We start from the raw sequence: 16,006 nt of genomic DNA, 5'->3' as shown, positions 1-16,006 counted from the left end.
GGCGTCATTCGGTCGCGATCGCGTCCAGCACGTCCAGCCGGCTCGCCCGCACCGCGGGGACGACGGCGGCGAGGACGCCGACCACGACCGCGACGACCAGGAACGCGGCCAGCTGGCCCAGCGGGAGTCCCAGGCTGCTCAGGTCGTCGGAGAGCGAGCGCTGGAGCAGCACGCCGATGAGCACGCCGAGGCCCATGCCGAGGACCGCGCCGAGAACGGCGATGGCCACCGACTCGAGGGTCACCATGCGGCGCACCTTCGCCCGGCTCATGCCGACCGCGCGCAGCAGGCCGATCTCGCGGGTCCGCTCGATCACGCTCAGACCGAGGGTGTTGACGATCCCGATGACCGCGATCACGATCGCCAGGGTCAACAGCCCGTAGATGATGAACAGCAGCTGGTTGACCTGGTCCCGGATCTGGTCGGCGAAGCCCTCCTTGTCGAACACGCCGACGATCGGCGCCGAGGCCGCAGCCGCGTCGACGGCGTCGCGCACCTCGGCCGGGTCGGCGGAGGGGTCGATGAGCACGCTCAGGGTGGAGTCCTGGCGCAGCACGCCCGCCGCCGTGAGCTGGTCGAGCGGCACGCTGACCTCGGAGGTCGTCTCCACGGCCTCGACGATGCCGGCGACCGTGAGGCGCAGCGTCGTACCGCCCTGGAAGCCGAGGTCGAGGGTGTCGCCGACCGTGAGGCCGAGCTCGCGGGCCAGCCCGCGGAAGAGGACCGCCTCGGCGCCGGTCGGGGCGTCCTCGCCCGCCACCACGTCGAGGTCGTAGATCCGGGCGAACTCCGCGTCGTTGCCGGACACGCTCACCGACCTCCCGGACAGCGGACCCGAGGCCACGCGGGCCGAGGTCCACTGCTGCCGGCTGACCACGTCGACACCGGGGACCGCGGCCACCTGGTCGCCGATCTCGGTCGAGAACGGCAGGAAGTTCGAGTTCTGCACCAGTAGGTCGGCGGTGAACTGCTCGTCGACCACGTCGTCGACGGATGCGTTGAGCGAGGCAGCGAGCACGCCGATGGTCGAGACGAGGGCCAGGCCGATCATCAGCGCCGAGGCGGTGGCTCCGGTCCGGCGCGGGTCGCGCAGCGCGTTCTCCCCGGCGAGCCTGCCGGTGGTGCCGAAGAGCGCCCCGAACGCGGAGCGGCACATCGCGAGCACGGGCCGGCCCACCACCGGGCTGATCGCGGCGGTCGTGAGGATCCAGATGACGGCGCCCACGCCGATCCATGCAGTGTCCGAGCCCGGTGCCCCCACGAGGCCGAAAGCCGCGAGGCCCGCGCCCGCGACCAGGAGCGCGGCTCCGACGAGGGTACGACGACGCAGCGAGCCCCGCTCGGGCACGACGTCGGTGCGCATCGCGGCCACGGGCGCCACCCTCGCCCCGCGGCGTGCCGGGAGGTAGGCGGCCGCCAGGGTCACGCCGTTGCCGACGACATAGCCGGTGACGACCGCCCGTGGCGTCAGGTCGAGCGCGTCGCTCGCGATGTCGAGGCCAAGGGAGCGGAACATCGCGGCCAGTCCGCGCGCGAGGAGCAGGCCGAGGCCGATGCCCAGGGTGGTGGCGACCACCGCGAGGACCAGCGCCTCCAGCAGGACCGATCGGGTGACCTGGCCACGGCCGGCGCCGAGCGCCCGCAGCAGCGCGAGCTCCCGGGTGCGCTGGGCGACGAGGATCGAGAAGGTGTTGACGATGATGAAGCCGCCGACGATGACGGCGATGATCGCGAACACCAACAAGAAGGTGCTGATGATCCCGAGGAAGGACCCGACCGCGTCCTGCGACTCCTCGGCCACCTGGTCGCCGGTGACGGCCTCGAAGCCGTCCGGCAGCGCCGTGCCGGCGGCGTCGACGAGGCGTTCCTGGCTCACGCCCTCGGCGGCGGTGAGGCTGATCTGGTTGTAGACGTCCCGGCCGCCGAGGAACAGCTCCTGGGCCTGCCCGGTGGAGAAGACCAGCAGCGTCGCGCCGGCCGTGCCACCGCCGTTGAACTCGGCGGTGCCGACCAGCTCCGCGGTGCGCTCCAGGGTGCCGAACGGCGCGAGCAGCCGCACCTCGTCACCGAGACGGTAGCCGCCCGCCTCGGCCGCCGCGTCGTCGAGGACGATCTGGCCCGGGCCGGAGGGCCAGTGCCCGGAGGTCAGGAGCAGCGCGCGCTCGCCGTCCATGTTCGGGCCGCCGGTGTGGTTGAAGGCGAGGGTCGGCGCTCCCGTCCCACCCACCAGGGTCCCGTCGCTGGCCAGCAGGCTCATGCCGAAGCCGGCGACGTCGCCGTCCGCGCGGGCCACCTCGGGCAGCGCGGCCAGTCGGTCCACGTCGTCCGGGGTGAGCGCGTGGGCGGACTGGCCCGAGAGCCCGCCGTCGAAGGACTCCGTGTGCTCCGCCCGCACCACGCCGTCGGGCGTCGACCCGTGGATGATCCCGTCGAAGGTGGTGGCCAGCCCGTTGCTGAAGACGAGTACGCCCGAGAGGAAGGCAACGCCGAGGAGCACCGAGAGCCCGCTCATCACGAGCCGCACCTTCCGCGCGAACAGGTTGCGCAGGGTCAGCCGCAGCACGTCAGTCCGTCCGGCCGCGCCGGAGCGCCGGGGCGGTCTGCAGTGCGGTCATGTGCTCGAGGATCTGGTCGCGGCCGGGCTCCCGGATCTCGTCGACGATCCGACCGTCGGCGAGGAAGACCACCCGGTCGCAGTACGACGCCGCGACGGGGTCGTGCGTGACCATGACGATGGTCTGGCCGAACTCGTCGACGCTGCGTCGCAGGAAGCCCAGGACCTCGGCCCCGGAGGTGCTGTCGAGGTTCCCGGTCGGCTCGTCGGCGAAGACGATCGACGGCTTGCCGACGAGGGCGCGCGCGCAGGCGACCCGCTGCTGCTGGCCGCCGGACATCTGGGAGGGCCGGTGGCCGAGCCGGTCCCGGAGGCCGACGGTGTCGACGACCGTGTCGAACCAGGCCGGGTCCGGCCGGCGGCCGGCCAGGCTCAACGGAAGCAGGATGTTCTCCCGGGCGGTCAGCGTCGGCACCAGGTTGAACGCCTGGAAGACGAACCCGACCTGCTCGCGACGCAGCGCGGTCAGCGCCTTGTCACGGAGCCGGGAGAGTGTGACCTCCCCGATCTGCACCTCGCCCGCGGTGGGCGTGTCCAGGGCGGCCAGGCAGTGCATCAGCGTCGACTTGCCGGAGCCGGAGGGCCCCATGATCGCGGTGAACTCACGGGCGCCGACGTCGAGCGAGACGCCGTCGAGCGCGCGGACCTCCGAGTCGCCGCTGCCGTAGCGCTTGTGCAGGTCGAGGGCGCGGGCGGCGACGGTCGGCATGCGCTCACCCTAGGCTGGGGGCCATGGCTGAGGCACGCTTCGTGGGGGCGATCGACCAGGGCACGACGAGCACCCGCTTCATGGTGTTCGACCACAGCGGCGCCGAGATCGCCCGGCACCAGCTCGAGCACACTCAGGTGCTGCCCCGGGCGGGCTGGGTCGAGCACAACCCGGTCGAGATCTGGGAGCGGACCTCCGCGGTCGTGCAGACCGCGCTGGGCAAGGCGCGGCTGGGCGTCGAGGACCTCGCGGCGATCGGCATCACCAACCAGCGGGAGACCACGATCGTGTGGGACCGCAGGACCGGCCGGCCCCTGGCGAACGCGATCGTCTGGCAGGACACCCGCACCGACGCGATCGCCGCGGCGCTCGACCGCGACGGTCGCGGCGACGTGATCCGCCACCGCGCCGGGCTGCCGCCGGCGACGTACTTCTCCGGCGGCAAGCTGCAGTGGCTGCTCCAGGAGGTCGACGGCCTGCGGGCCGCGGCCGAGCGGGGGGACGCACTCTTCGGGACGCCCGACACCTGGGTGCTGTGGAACCTGACCGGCGGGCCCGACGGGGGAGTCCACGTCACCGACGTCACGAACGCCGGCCGGACCATGCTGATGGACCTGGAGACGCTCGACTGGGACGACGAGCTGCTCGGCTTCTTCGGTGTCCCGCGGGCGATGCTGCCGCAGATCCGGGAGTCCTCGGCCACCACCCCGTACGGCGTGACCCGCCCCCGCGGCCCCTTCGCCGGAGAGGTGCCGATCACCGGCATCCTCGGCGACCAGCAGGCGGCCACGGTCGGACAGGTCTGCTTCGCGCCCGGCGAGGCCAAGAACACCTACGGCACCGGCAACTTCATGCTCCTCAACACCGGCACCGAGATCGTCCGGTCGAAGGCCGGGCTGCTCACCACCCCTGCCTACCAGCTCGGCGACCAGCCCTGCGTCTACGCCCTGGAGGGGTCGATCGCGGTGACCGGCTCCGCCGTGCAGTGGCTGCGCGACCAGCTGGGCATCATCAGCGGGGCCGCCGAGTCCGAGTCGCTGGCGGGACAGGTCGAGGACAACGGCGGGGTCTACTTCGTGCCCGCCTTCTCCGGGCTCTTCGCCCCGTACTGGCGCTCCGATGCTCGCGGCGCGATCGTCGGGCTGTCCCGGTACAACACCAATGCCCACGTCGCGCGGGCGACGCTGGAGGCGATCTGCTACCAGTCGCGCGACGTCGTCGAGGCCATGTGCGCCGACTCCGGCGTGGAGCTCGAGGTGCTCCGCGTCGACGGCGGCGTCACGATGAACAGCCTGTGCATGCAGATCCAGGCGGACGTGCTCGGCGTACCGGTGTCGCGGCCCGTGGTGCCGGAGACGACGGCGCTCGGCGCGGCGTACGCCGCCGGCCTCGCGGTCGGCTACTGGCGCGACACCGACGAGCTGCGGGAGAACTGGCGCGAGGACACCCGCTGGGAGCCGCACTGGGACGAGGAGCGCCGCGAGGCGGGCTACGCGCAGTGGAAGAAGGCCGTCGCGCGGACCCTGGACTGGGTCGAGGTGGGGGCCCGATGAGGGCCGCGCCGCTGTCCCCCCGCGCGCGCAGCGCCGCGCTCAGGCGGCTCGCCACGCAGCAGCTCGACGTCCTGGTCATCGGCGGCGGCGTCGTCGGCGCCGGCGCGGCCCTCGACGCCGCCACCCGCGGGCTGTCCGTCGGCCTGGTCGAGGCGCGCGACTTCGCCTCCGGCACGTCCAGCCGCAGCTCGAAGCTCGTCCACGGCGGGCTCCGCTACCTGGAGATGCTCGACTTCCGGCTCGTCGCCGAGGCGCTCAAGGAGCGCGGCCTGCTGATGCAGCGCCTGGCCCCCCACCTGGTCCGGCCGGTGCCCTTCCTCTACCCGCTCACCGGGCTGGCCTGGGAGCGCTGGTACGCCGGCACCGGGGTCGCGATGTACGACGCGCTGTCCAAGGCGAGCGGGTACGGCGACGGCGTACCGGTCCACCGGCACCTGACCCGCCGGGGCGCTCGCAAGGCGTTCCCGTCGCTGCGCAAGGACGCTCTCGTCGGCGCCATCCGCTACTACGACGCGCAGGTCGACGACGCGCGGCACACCCTGTTCCTGGCGCGCACCGCAGCGACGTACGGCGCCGCGGTCGCATCCCGCACCCGCGTCGTCGGACTGGTCAAGGAGAGCGAGCGCGTCGTGGGCGCGGAGGTGGTCGACCTCGAGACCGGCCACCGCTTCGAGATCCGCGCCTCGCAGGTCATCAACGCCACCGGCGTCTGGACCGACGAGACCCAGGCGATGGCGCGCGAGCGCGGCCAGTTCAAGGTCCGCGCGAGCAAGGGCATCCACCTGGTGGTGCCGCGCGACCGGATCCGCGGCGAGACCGGCCTGATCCTGCGCACCGAGAAGTCGGTGCTCTTCGTGATCCCGTGGAAGCGGCACTGGATCATCGGGACCACCGATACCGACTGGGCGCTCTCCAAGGACCACCCGGCCGCCAGCAGCAGCGACATCGACTACCTGCTCGAGCACGTCAACCGGGTGCTGGAGGTGCCGCTGACCCGCGACGACGTCGAGGGGGTGTACGCCGGTCTGCGACCGCTGCTCGCCGGCGAGTCGGAGGCGACGTCCCAGCTCTCCCGCGAGCACGCCGTCGCCCACAGCGTCCCCGGCCTCGTGGTGGTGGCCGGCGGGAAGTACACGACCTACCGGGTGATGGCCGCCGACGCCGTCGACGAGGCCGTCCACGGGCTCGAGACCGTGCTGGGTCGCACGGCGGGCGCGTGCGTGACCGAGCACGTGCCGCTCGTCGGCGCCGACGGCTACCAGGCGCTGTGGAACCAGCGCCGCGCGCTGGCCGCCCAGTCGGGGCTCGCCATCAACCGGGTGGAGCATCTGCTGGAGCGCTACGGCTCGCTGGTGCTGGAGGTGCTCGATCTGATCGCCGCCGAGCCGGCCCTCGGCGAGCCGCTGCCCGGCGCCGAGGACTACCTGATGGCGGAGGCCGTCTACGCCGTCACGCACGAGGGTGCGCGCCATCTCGACGACATCCTGACCCGGCGGCTGCGGGTGTCCTTCGAGACCTTCGACCGGGGCGTCGCCGCAGCACCGTACGTCGCCGACCTGGTCCGCGGGCACCTCCACTGGGACTCCGACCAGCACACCCGGGAGCTGCAGCACTACCTCAAGCGCGTGGAGGCCGAGCGCGAGAGCCAGCGCCAGCCCGACGACCACACGGCCGACGCGGCGCGCAAGGGCGCGCCGGACGTCGTACCGGTCTCCCGGACGGCGGAGAACGGGACGGCCGACACCGAGACCGAGACCGACACGATGGAGGCGACCTGATGGACCTGCAGCTCGAGGACCGCGTCTACCTGCTCACCGGGGCCACCCGGGGGCTCGGGCGGGCGAGCGCCGAGGCGCTGGTGAGCGACGGCGCCCGGGTCGTGGTGTCGGGCCGCTCGGAGGAGTCGGTGCGCGCCACGGTCGACGCGCTCGACGCGCTTCGACCCGACCGGGCGCGCGGGGTCGTCGCCGACAACGCCGACCCCGGCACGCCCGCCGCTCTCGTCGCCGCGGCGCAGGAGGCGTGGGGTCGCGTGGACGGCGTCCTGGTCAGCGTCGGCGGTCCGCCGGCGGGACGGATCACCGAGATGACCGACGACCAGTGGACCGCGGCGTTCGGGTCGGTCTTCCTGGGCGCGGTCCGCCTCGCGCGCGAGGTCGCAACGGTCCTGGGGGAGGGCAGTGCGATCGCGTTCGTCCTGTCCAGCAGCGTGCGCCAGCCCATCCTCGACCTGGCGATCTCCAACGGCCTGCGGCCGGGCCTGGCGATGGCGGCCAAGACCCTCGCCGACGAGCTCGGCCCGCGGGGGATCCGGGTCAACGGCCTGCTGCCGGGCCGGATCGCGACGGAGCGGGTCGCCGAGCTCGACGCGGCCGGCGGCGACCCGGAGGCGGCGCGGGCCGCGGCGTCGGCGCAGATCCCGCTGCGGCGCTACGGCCGCCCGGAGGAGTTCGGGCGGGTGGCGGCGTTCGTGCTCTCGCCCGCGGCGTCGTACCTCTCGGGCGCGATGCTGCCGGTCGACGGCGGCCTGCTCCGTGCGCTCTGACGGGAGCTCTGACGGGAGCTCTGACGGGAGAACGGCCCGCCCGAGCGGCGCGGGCGGGCCGGGCGCTCGCCGCGCGGCCCGAGCCGGCGCTCGTCCCAGGCGAGATAGGCGAAGCCGCCGAGCGCGAGGACACCGAAGAACCACCACTGCAGGCCGTAGAAGAAGTGCGGGCCCTCGTCGAGCTCCGGCAGCTCGACGGGCGCGAGCTCCTCGGCCGGCTTCGGCGACTCGCTCTTGAGCGCCACGAAGCCGGTGTAGACCTCTCGGCCGATGGCCTCGCCGATCGGCCCGCTCGCGATGGCACGGGTGGAGTGGTCGTCCACGTCCGTGCTCCCGCCGGTGCCGTCGGCACGGACCCACCCGGTCACGGTCACCTCGCCGGCCGGTGGCGCGGGAAGCTCGTCGGCGCCGATCCTCGGGTCGTCGGTGCCGAACCAGCCGCGGTCCACCAGGAGCGTCGTACCGCTGGTGGTGACGAGCGGCACGACGACCTCGACGCCCGGGTAGCCGTTGCGGGTGCGGTAGCGGACCACCACGGTGTCGTCGCGGTCGTACTCGCCCGTCGCGGTGACCAGGCGCCACTCGTCGTCCTCGCGCACGGCGCGGCCGGGGGAGAGGACCTCGCCCACGTCGGCGGGGGTGCGGCTCTCGTTGGCACGGACCACGGCGTTGCGCTCCTTGCGGTCCTCGAGCCGGCCGAACTGCCACTCGCCCAGCCACCAGGTCGCCCAGCCGACGATGATGACGGCGAGGAAGAAGAGCAGCCAGCGGCGGCTGAGCAGGAATCGCCAGGAGGACAGCCAGGAGCGCACGGGACAACGGTAGCCACGGCCCCCGGCCTATGCTGGTCGGGTGCAGCCTCTCCTCGACCAGCACGGACGGACCGCGACGGACCTGCGGGTCTCGCTCACCGACCGCTGCAACCTGCGCTGCACCTACTGCATGCCGCCGGAGGGGCTCGACTGGCTGCCGGCCGACGACCAGCTGACCGACGCCGAGGTGGTCCGGCTGATCGGCGTCGCGGTCCAGCGGCTCGGCGTACGCGAGGTCCGGTTCACGGGCGGTGAGCCGCTCGTGCGCCGCGGCCTGGTCGACATCGTGCGCCAGGTGCGCGCCCTGGACGCCGACGTCGAGATGTCGATCACGACCAACGCGCTCGGCCTGGCCCGCACCGCCCACGCACTCGCCGAGGCCGGGCTCGACCGCGCCAACGTCAGCCTCGACACCGTGCGCAGCGACACCTTCCACGCCATCACCCGGCGCGACCGGTTCGCCGACGTCGTCGAGGGGCTGGCCGCCGCGGAGGCCGCGGGCCTGGGCCCGGTCAAGGTCAACGCCGTGCTGCTGCGCGGCGTCAACGACGACCAGGCGCCCGAGCTCCTGGCGTGGTGCCTGGAGCGGGGCTACCAGCTGCGCTTCATCGAGCAGATGCCACTCGACGCCCAGCACGGCTGGGACCGCGACGCGATGGTGACCGCCGACGACATCCTCGCCTCGCTCTCCGCGGCGTACCGCCTCGAGCCGGCCGCCGAGCCGCGCGGCAGCGCCCCCGCCGAGCTCTTCCTCGTCGACGGCGGACCCGCCACCGTCGGCATCATCGCCTCGGTCACCCGCCCCTTCTGCGGCGACTGCGACCGGGTGCGCCTCACCGCCGACGGCCAGGTCCGCAACTGCCTCTTCGCACGCGACGAGTCCGACCTGCGCACCGCCCTACGCGCCGGCGCGACCGACGACGAGCTCGCGGAGCGCTGGCGCGCCGCCATGTGGGGCAAGCTCCCCGGCCACGGCATCGACGACCCCACCTTCCTCCAGCCCGACCGCCCCATGTCCGCCATCGGGGGTTGAGTCGTCGGTTCTGACCCGTCGAGTCGTCGGTTCTGACCCGTCGAGTCGTCGGTTCTGACCGATGGCCTCACCACTTCGCCCACCGACGATTCGTGTACGACGACCCGAGGGCCCGCTCCAGCCGCCCGACCCAGCGGTCCAGCGCCCGGCCCGTGAAGTCACCGCGCCGTACGACGATCACCGTCCACCCGTTCTCCCGCAGCCAGCGACGGCGCTCGGCGTCATGCTGGCGCTGGGACTCGGTCAGCGTGTGGAACTCCGCGCCGTCGTACTCGACACAGACGCGGACGGACGGATAGGCGAAGTCGAGCCGGTAGGTCGGCACGCCGTCGATCTCGACCCACCACTGCGGCTCGGGCCGGGGGAGACCCTGGTCGTGGATCTCGAGCAGGACCCACGCCTCGCGGTGGGACTCGACGCGCGGCTCGACGAGGGAGGCGAGCTCGCGGCACTGGATGACGGCGCGCCGCCGCCGGAAGCGGCGCAGCTCGCGCACCAGGTCGGAGGCAGTGAGGCCGTGGAGCCCGGCGAGCAGACACATCGCGGCGAAGGCCTCGCGACGGCGCAGGTGGCAGCCGAGGTCGAGTGCGGTGCGCAGCGGGGTCGTCACGCGCAGACCGTCGAGGTCGGCGACCTCCTCCGGCAGGAGGTCGCGCTCGCGGGAGTCCAGCTCGCGGCGCCGGGTCGCCCGGTGGCCGCGCAGCGAGCAGGTCTCGATCGGCGGTGGTACGCCGTCATCGCGGAGCGCGTAGGCATCCACGCCGTGCAGCCAGGCCGCCGTACGGTCGACGACCACCTGGTCGGCCGCGACCGAGCAGCGCAGGGCGAGGACGCGCAGCTCGACGGAGTCGGGGGCGTCGACCCGGCGGTAGACCCCGCTGCCCACCGCAACGAGCAGGCCGGCGGCGACCCCGTGCCTGACCCGCGAGCGGGTGAGGCCGTGTGTCTCGGCGTCCCGGATGTGGAAGGGGACACTCGGGAAGTCGGCGATATCCATGGGTCGACGTTCGCCGGAACGGGTGGTGCCCGCCCCTCGCGCCGCGGGATCTGTGGACGAGGGCCGCGGTTCGTCGTACTGGGGACAACGAGGGGACGCTCGGACGACCAAAGTGACGGCTCGAGGGGTCAGAACCGACGAGTCAAGGGGTCAGAACCGACGACTCAACGGTGCGGGACGGTCTCCTTGAGGAACCCGCGGGCGCCGAGGAAGGACTCGAGGGAGTCGCGGTGGGCGGGGCAGGCCAGCCAGGTCTTGCGGCGCTCGGGGGTGTGGAGCTTGGGGTTGTTCCACAGCAGCTGCCAGGTCGCGGGCTCGCGGCAGCCGCGCGCGGAGCAGATCGCCGCGTCGACCTCAGCCTCCATGCTGGTCCCGCCCGTCCGGACCACCCTGGCCGAGCTGGCGCTGGGCGTCGCCGCCGCCGGTGAGGGGGAGGGCGGTGGCGCGGCTGTCCTCGGCGTTCGCCATCACCACGGCGACGTACGGGAGCACGATCGCGCCCGCGATGAGGATCGGCCACAGCCAGTGGATCCCGGCCGCGCCGCTGATCGCCGCACCGACGAAGCACAGGGTCCGGATCGACATCGCGACGACGTACTTGCGCTGGCGCCGAGCGAGATCGTCCTGGGGGCTGGAGCCGGCCGTGGTGATCCGGATGGCGTCCATGCCCTCAGCGTACGCCGGTCCCCGCGCGAGTAGGCTGCGGGCATGTCGAACCGCACCTACCGCGTCTCCGAGATCGTCGGCACCTCCCCGGAGGGCATCGACCAGGCGATCCACAACGGCGTCCAGCGCGCCGGGCAGACCCTGCGCCATCTCGACTGGTTCGAGGTCACCCAGGTCCGCGGCCAGATCAAGGACGGCGCGGTCGAGCACTTCCAGGTCACCATGAAGATCGGCTTCCGCCTGGAGGACGACGAGTAGGTCTCCTTTGTCGGGGTCCTACAACGAGGGCCCGCGATCTTGGTGACCGGCGCCCACGAGCGCACCCGCCCGGCGGCACTAGCGTCACAGAGCGTGAGCCAACCACGTTCCGTCCTCGTCACCGGCGGCAACCGCGGCATCGGCCGCGCCATCGCCGAGGCCTTCCTCGCCGCGGGCGACCAGGTCGCCGTCACGACCCGCAGCGGAGGTGCGCCCGAGGGCGCCCTCGAGCTCAAGGCCGACATCACCGACCCCGCGGCCGTCGAGGCCGCGTTCGCGGCCGCGGAGGAGGCGCACGGGCCCGTCGAGGTGCTCGTCGCCAACGCCGGCATCACCAAGGACACCCTGCTGCTGCGGATGTCCGAGGACGACTGGTCCTCGGTCATCGACACCAACCTCACCGCCTCCTTCCGGCTGGCCAAGCGAGCCGCGAAGGGCATGCTGCGCCAGCGCTCGGGCCGGATCATCCTCATCTCCAGCGTCGTGGGCCTCCTCGGCTCGCCCGGCCAGGTCAACTACGCCGCCTCCAAGGCCGGCCTCGTCGGCATGGCGCGCTCGCTGGCCCGCGAGCTCGGACCGCGCTCGATCACGGCCAACGTCGTGGCTCCCGGGTACGTCGACACCGACATGACCGCGGTGCTCAGCGACGAGCAGAAGGAGGGGATCCGCAACCAGGTCCCCCTGGGCCGGTACGCCGAGCCGCACGAGATCGCAGGCGCGGTGCTGTGGCTGGCGAGCCCGCAGGCGGCGTACGTGACCGGCGCGGTGATCCCCGTCGACGGCGGACTCGGAATGGGGCACTGACATGACCGGAATCCTCGCTGGCAAGAACGTCCTCGTCGCAGGCGTCACGCTCGACACCTCGATCGGCTTCGCGGTGGCGAAGTTCGCGCAGGAGCAAGGCGCCACCGTGCTCGTCTCCAACTTCGGCCAGGCGCTGCGGATCACCCGCCGCATCGTCAAGCGGCTGCCCGAGCTGCCCGAGGTCATCGAGCTCGACGTGACCGACGCCGAGCACCTGGCCGCCCTGCCGGACGCGGTCCGCGCCGCCCTCGGCCCGGACGCGGTCCTCGACGGGGTCGTGCACTCGATCGCCTACGGCAACCCCGAGACCCTCCTGGGCGGGAAGTTCCTCGACGGCCCGTGGGAGGACGTCGCCCAGGCCGTCCAGGTCTCGGCGTACTCCCTCAAGTCGCTCGCGGTCGCCTGCCGGCCGCTGATGGGCCGGGGCGGATCCGTGGTCGGCCTCACCTTCGACGCGAGCGTCGCCTGGCCGGTCTACGACTGGATGGGTGTCGCGAAGGCCGGCCTCGAGTCCTGCGCCCGCTATCTCGCCCGCGACCTCGGTGGCGACGGGATCCGCGTCAACCTGGTCTCGGCCGGCCCGCTGCGCACCCTCGCGGCCAAGGCCATCCCGGGCTTCGAGGACCTCGAGTCGATGTGGTCCACCAAGTCGCCGCTCGGCTGGGACAACACCGACCAGGAGCCCACGGCGAAGGCCGTCTGCGCGCTGCTCTCGGACCTGTTCCCCGCCACCACCGGTGAGATCGTCCACGTCGACGGCGGCTTCCACGCGATGGGCGCCTGACCTCCCGCCAGCGGACCGGCTCAGCCGCCGCGGCGCAGCCAGCGCTGCGCCGCGGCGGTCATCAGCGCCCACGCCGCCAGCACGATCGCGATCTCCTGGACGACGTACCAGGGCCATGGTCCGAGGAGGTCGAGGATCGAGCGTCCCGGCTTGCGCATCAGGTAGCCGTAGTTGGTGTCGGCGACCAGGTTGAAGGCGTACGTCGCCGCGGCCCACGCGAGCGTGGTCAGCACCGCCGCCCCGTAGTCGCGCCAGCGCGGGACCAGGCGCAGCCCGGCCACGAGGTAGACCGCCGCCAGCACGATCAGCAGGTGCAGCGCCCAGAACGCGAAGTAGCGCGGGTGGGGCAGGTCCTCGTTCAGTGAGGGCGTCAGCACCCCCTGGACGGTGAGGGTCAGCCCCCAGAAGAAGGTGAGCGCGACCGGGAACGGACGGTGCGTCCACAGCGCCCAGGTGGCCGCGACCCACGCGAGATCGCACAGGTGCAGGGGCAGCGTCACCCCGAGCTCGAAGTTGAACATGAGGTCCACGACCTGGAAGGGCACCGTCGCGACGGGGATGAGGACCGCCCAGGTCCGGCTGAGCGCGGTGGGGCCGTCGTACGCCGCGTGCCGGCGGCCGAGGACCACGGCGAGGACCAGGCCGCCGACGAACAGCGCCAGCGGCACCAGGTGGGTCGTGCCGTACTGCTCCACGCCTCCCAGCCTCCCCTACGATGGCGTCGTGGAGAAGCAACGGCTGCTGGTCGTGGTGCGTCATGCCCAGGCCGAGCAGCTCGCCCCCTCCGACGTCGAGCGCGTGCTCAGCGCCCGCGGACGGGCCGACGCGGACGCGCTGGGCCGGTGGTTGGGCGAGCAGGGCATCGTCCCGGACGTCGCCTACGTCTCGTACGCCGCGCGCACCCGCGAGACCTGGACCACCCTCGCCGAGGGCGCCGGGTGGGAGCTCGCGCCGCAGGTCGACGGCGGCCTCTACGGCACCGACGAGGAGGGCGTGCTCGAGCTCGTTCGCACCACGCCGCAGGACGCGACCACGGTCCTGGTCGTCGGTCACAACCCGACGATGGCCATGCTCGTGCAGCTCCTCGACGACGGGGAGGGACCGGCGTCGGGCTCCGTCGCGCTCGGGACCTTCCCGACCGCCGCCGCCGCGGTCTTCACGGTGGAGGGCGGCTGGCCGGACACCGCGGCGATGGGCTGCCGGCTGCAGGCCTACCACGTCGGCCGGGCCTGATCAGCCCAGCGGCGGAGCCGGCGTCACGATGCCGGCTGCGGCGTCGGCCGCCTCGACCTCCTCGCGGGTGATGCCGAGCAGGTACATGATCGCGTCGAGATAGGGGACGTTGAGGGCCGTGTCCGCGGCCTCCCGTACGACGGCCCGCGCGTTGTAGGCGATCCCGAGGCCGGCCGCGTCGAGCATGTCGAGGTCGTTGGCGCCGTCGCCGATCGCGATCGTGGCGTCCTCGGGGATGCCGAGGTCGGCGGCGAACTCCCGCAGCGCCTGTGCCTTCCCGGCACGGTCCACGACCGGGCCCACGAGCTCCCCGGTCAGCCGGCCGTCGACGATCTCCAGGGTGTTGGCCCGCGCCCGGTGGATGCCGAGGTCGGCGGCGAGCCGGTCGGTGATCTGGCTGAAGCCACCCGAGACGATCGCGAACCGGTAGCCGAGCCGGCGCAGCGTGCGGACGAGGGTCCGGGCGCCGGGGTTGACCACGATGGCGTCGTACACCTCGTCCAGCACGGACGCGTCCAGCCCGGCCAGCAGCTTGACCCGGGCCCGCAGCGACTCCTCGAAGTCCAGCTCGCCCCGCATCGCCCTCTCGGTGACGTCGGCGACCTCCGGCCCGAAGCCGGCGTGCTCGGCGAGCATCTCGATCACCTCGCCCTGGATGAGCGTGGAGTCCACGTCCATCACGATCAGGCGGACGCCGTGGCGCAGCAGGTTCGCCGGCTGCACGGCGACGTCGATCCCGTGCGCGGCCGCGTCGGCCGCGAGCAGCTGGCGGAGCCGGTCGGGGCGGGCGCCGGAGACGTCGAGCTCGATCGCGGTGACGGGATAGCGCGCCATCCGCTCGATCCGGTCGATGTTGCCGCCGCAGTCGGCGATCCGGCCGGCGATCGCCGCCATCGCCGAGGCCTTCAGCGGCGCGCCGAGGACGGTGACGTGGGCGCGGTCGCGGTGCCGGGAGCGGTTGTCACCCGAGCCCTTCTCGACCTCGACGCTCATGCCGAGCGCCTCGACGCTGGCCTCCAGGCGACGCTGGAGCTTCTTGCGGTCCCGCGGCGCCGTCACCAGTACGCCGAGCACGAGCCGCCCGCGCATCAGGATCTGCTCGAGGTCCACCACGCTCACCCCGGACCCCGCGAGGCTCTCCAGCACCGCGGAGGTGACGCCGGGCCGGTCGGTGCCGGTGACGGTGATCAGGAGGGTGTCGTCCGCTGGAAACTGTGTGCTCATCGCGGGGTGCAGGCTACCGGTGCCCGGCCGCCGCGGCGGGCGGTGGCCAGCCGTCGGGCGAGCACGCCGCCGTCAGCGCGTGCCGCGCCGCCCGCTCGAGCGGCTCCAGCAGGGCTCTGCGGGCGGCGGCCTCGCTCGCGGAGACCGCGCCACCGTCGTCGCCGAGGGCGAGCTCCACGACGGCCTCCAGGTGCAGGGCCCGGCCCGCGAGGTCCAGGCAGCGCGCGGGCGTGCCCGGCGGAGCATGGAGGGGCACGCCCGTGCGCAGGTCGTGGAGCTCGTCGGCGACGAGCGGCTGCCACCGCGCCGCGTCGAGGTCCGCGAGGGCGTTCGCCGCGTGCAGCACGGCGGCCCGCAGCTGGCGGTCGGCGTCGCCGAGGTCCGGGGGAGGGCGTCGCTCGGCGGGCAGCACCGTCCACTCCACGGCCCGCCCGACCCGGCGGGGGACCAGGCCGGCCCCCGGGAGGAGCACCACCTCACCGGCCTCGATCGCGGCGCTGGTGAGCTCCCGCGGGCCGCGCAGCCCCGCCGGGTCGCCGGGCGCGGGGAAGGCCGCGGCAGCGCCGTCGGCTCCCCGGTTGCGCGCGGCGGCGAGCTCGAGAAGCAGCGAGGACGGGCCGTCCGCGGAGGTCACCACATGGGCGACGTCGTCGCCGTGGACGGCGTCGAGCACGTCGTCGGGACCGACCCCGCCCCGCAGCCAGGCAGTGCCCCACCACGCCAGCCGGGCGGATACGGGGAGTGCGCTCACCGGTCGCAGACTACTGGTTAGGG

The 16,006-nt window shown here is 73.4% G+C and carries 17 protein-coding genes; 8 read left to right on the top strand and 9 right to left on the bottom strand.

Annotation, left to right across the window (positions count from 1 at the left end; all coding sequences use genetic code 11):
- Positions 1–4 precede the first annotated feature (4 nt).
- Positions 5–2,563, bottom strand: coding sequence for an ABC transporter permease (locus ACJ5H2_RS10685; protein WP_408899541.1), 2,559 nt, complete (start codon positions 2,561–2,563; stop codon positions 5–7).
- 1 nt (position 2,564) lies between these two features.
- On the bottom strand, positions 2,565–3,323 hold the full coding sequence (locus ACJ5H2_RS10680; protein WP_408899540.1) for an ABC transporter ATP-binding protein: 759 nt from the start codon (positions 3,321–3,323) through the stop codon (positions 2,565–2,567).
- 23 nt (positions 3,324–3,346) lie between these two features.
- Here ACJ5H2_RS10680 and glpK point away from each other — a divergent pair, with 23 nt between their 5' ends.
- From glpK to ACJ5H2_RS10665, 3 genes are read left to right on the top strand one after another with little or no spacing between them, the layout of a single operon-like run.
- The gene (gene glpK, locus ACJ5H2_RS10675; protein WP_408899539.1) at positions 3,347–4,876 is read left to right on the top strand and encodes a glycerol kinase GlpK; all 1,530 of its coding nucleotides are present in this window, start codon (positions 3,347–3,349) and stop codon (positions 4,874–4,876) included.
- Entirely contained in the window at positions 4,873–6,654 is a 1,782-nt protein-coding gene (locus ACJ5H2_RS10670; RefSeq protein WP_408899538.1) for a glycerol-3-phosphate dehydrogenase/oxidase, read from the top strand. The genes glpK and ACJ5H2_RS10670 overlap by 4 nt, the downstream gene beginning before the upstream one ends.
- Positions 6,654–7,421: an SDR family oxidoreductase gene (locus ACJ5H2_RS10665; RefSeq protein WP_408899537.1), complete on the top strand. Its 768-nt coding sequence runs from the start codon at positions 6,654–6,656 to the stop codon at positions 7,419–7,421. Before ACJ5H2_RS10670 ends, ACJ5H2_RS10665 begins: the two co-directional genes overlap by 1 nt.
- Here the strand turns inward: ACJ5H2_RS10665 and ACJ5H2_RS10660 are convergent.
- Positions 7,307–8,233 carry an SURF1 family protein gene (locus tag ACJ5H2_RS10660; RefSeq protein ID WP_408899536.1) on the bottom strand — a complete coding sequence of 309 codons (927 nt, stop codon included), beginning with the start codon at positions 8,231–8,233 and terminating at the stop codon, positions 7,307–7,309. The genes ACJ5H2_RS10665 and ACJ5H2_RS10660 overlap by 115 nt on opposite strands.
- A gap of 40 nt (positions 8,234–8,273) precedes the next feature.
- Here ACJ5H2_RS10660 and moaA point away from each other — a divergent pair, with 40 nt between their 5' ends.
- On the top strand, positions 8,274–9,266 hold the full coding sequence (moaA, locus tag ACJ5H2_RS10655; RefSeq protein WP_408899535.1) for a GTP 3',8-cyclase MoaA: 993 nt from the start codon (positions 8,274–8,276) through the stop codon (positions 9,264–9,266).
- A gap of 67 nt (positions 9,267–9,333) precedes the next feature.
- Here the strand turns inward: moaA and ACJ5H2_RS10650 are convergent, their stop codons facing one another.
- From ACJ5H2_RS10650 to ACJ5H2_RS10640, 3 genes are all read right to left on the bottom strand, one after another.
- Complete coding sequence (locus tag ACJ5H2_RS10650) at positions 9,334–10,263, bottom strand: DUF559 domain-containing protein (RefSeq protein WP_408899534.1); 930 nt, start codon at positions 10,261–10,263, stop codon at positions 9,334–9,336.
- Positions 10,264–10,427: 164 nt separating this feature from the next.
- The gene (locus ACJ5H2_RS10645; RefSeq protein WP_408899533.1) at positions 10,428–10,628 is read right to left on the bottom strand and encodes an acetone carboxylase; all 201 of its coding nucleotides are present in this window, start codon (positions 10,626–10,628) and stop codon (positions 10,428–10,430) included.
- Positions 10,618–10,929 (bottom strand): DUF3099 domain-containing protein, encoded by a 312-nt coding sequence (locus ACJ5H2_RS10640; protein WP_408899532.1) that lies wholly within the window; start codon positions 10,927–10,929, stop codon positions 10,618–10,620. Before ACJ5H2_RS10640 ends, ACJ5H2_RS10645 begins: the two co-directional genes overlap by 11 nt.
- A gap of 42 nt (positions 10,930–10,971) precedes the next feature.
- Here ACJ5H2_RS10640 and ACJ5H2_RS10635 point away from each other — a divergent pair, with 42 nt between their 5' ends.
- The 3 genes from ACJ5H2_RS10635 to fabI all read left to right on the top strand — a co-directional run bounded on the left by ACJ5H2_RS10635 (position 10,972) and on the right by fabI (position 12,775).
- Positions 10,972–11,187 (top strand): dodecin, encoded by a 216-nt coding sequence (locus ACJ5H2_RS10635; RefSeq protein WP_408899531.1) that lies wholly within the window; start codon positions 10,972–10,974, stop codon positions 11,185–11,187.
- 93 nt (positions 11,188–11,280) lie between these two features.
- Positions 11,281–11,991, top strand: coding sequence for a beta-ketoacyl-ACP reductase (locus tag ACJ5H2_RS10630; protein ID WP_408899530.1), 711 nt, complete (start codon positions 11,281–11,283; stop codon positions 11,989–11,991).
- A gap of 1 nt (position 11,992) precedes the next feature.
- A complete protein-coding gene (fabI, locus tag ACJ5H2_RS10625) occupies positions 11,993–12,775 on the top strand; it encodes an enoyl-ACP reductase FabI (protein WP_408899529.1) in 783 nt (260 codons plus the stop codon).
- A gap of 20 nt (positions 12,776–12,795) precedes the next feature.
- Here fabI and ACJ5H2_RS10620 read toward each other — a convergent pair whose 3' ends face one another.
- Complete coding sequence (locus ACJ5H2_RS10620; RefSeq protein WP_408899528.1) at positions 12,796–13,470, bottom strand: TIGR02206 family membrane protein; 675 nt, start codon at positions 13,468–13,470, stop codon at positions 12,796–12,798.
- Between the two features lie 28 nt (positions 13,471–13,498).
- Here ACJ5H2_RS10620 and ACJ5H2_RS10615 point away from each other — a divergent pair, with 28 nt between their 5' ends.
- Positions 13,499–14,008 carry a SixA phosphatase family protein gene (locus ACJ5H2_RS10615; protein WP_408899527.1) on the top strand — a complete coding sequence of 170 codons (510 nt, stop codon included), beginning with the start codon at positions 13,499–13,501 and terminating at the stop codon, positions 14,006–14,008.
- Here the strand turns inward: ACJ5H2_RS10615 and serB are convergent, their stop codons facing one another.
- Positions 14,009–15,232: a phosphoserine phosphatase SerB gene (gene serB / locus ACJ5H2_RS10610; protein ID WP_408899526.1), complete on the bottom strand. Its 1,224-nt coding sequence runs from the start codon at positions 15,230–15,232 to the stop codon at positions 14,009–14,011.
- A gap of 13 nt (positions 15,233–15,245) precedes the next feature.
- Complete coding sequence (locus ACJ5H2_RS10605; RefSeq protein WP_408899525.1) at positions 15,246–15,983, bottom strand: hypothetical protein; 738 nt, start codon at positions 15,981–15,983, stop codon at positions 15,246–15,248.
- Positions 15,984–16,006 lie beyond the last annotated feature (23 nt).

Source organism: Nocardioides pymetrozini, from assembly GCF_046058985.1.
GTDB lineage: Bacteria > Actinomycetota > Actinomycetes > Propionibacteriales > Nocardioidaceae > Nocardioides.
The sequence above is the reverse complement of the archived record's forward strand: the minus strand, read 5'-3'. Positions and strand labels throughout refer to the sequence as shown.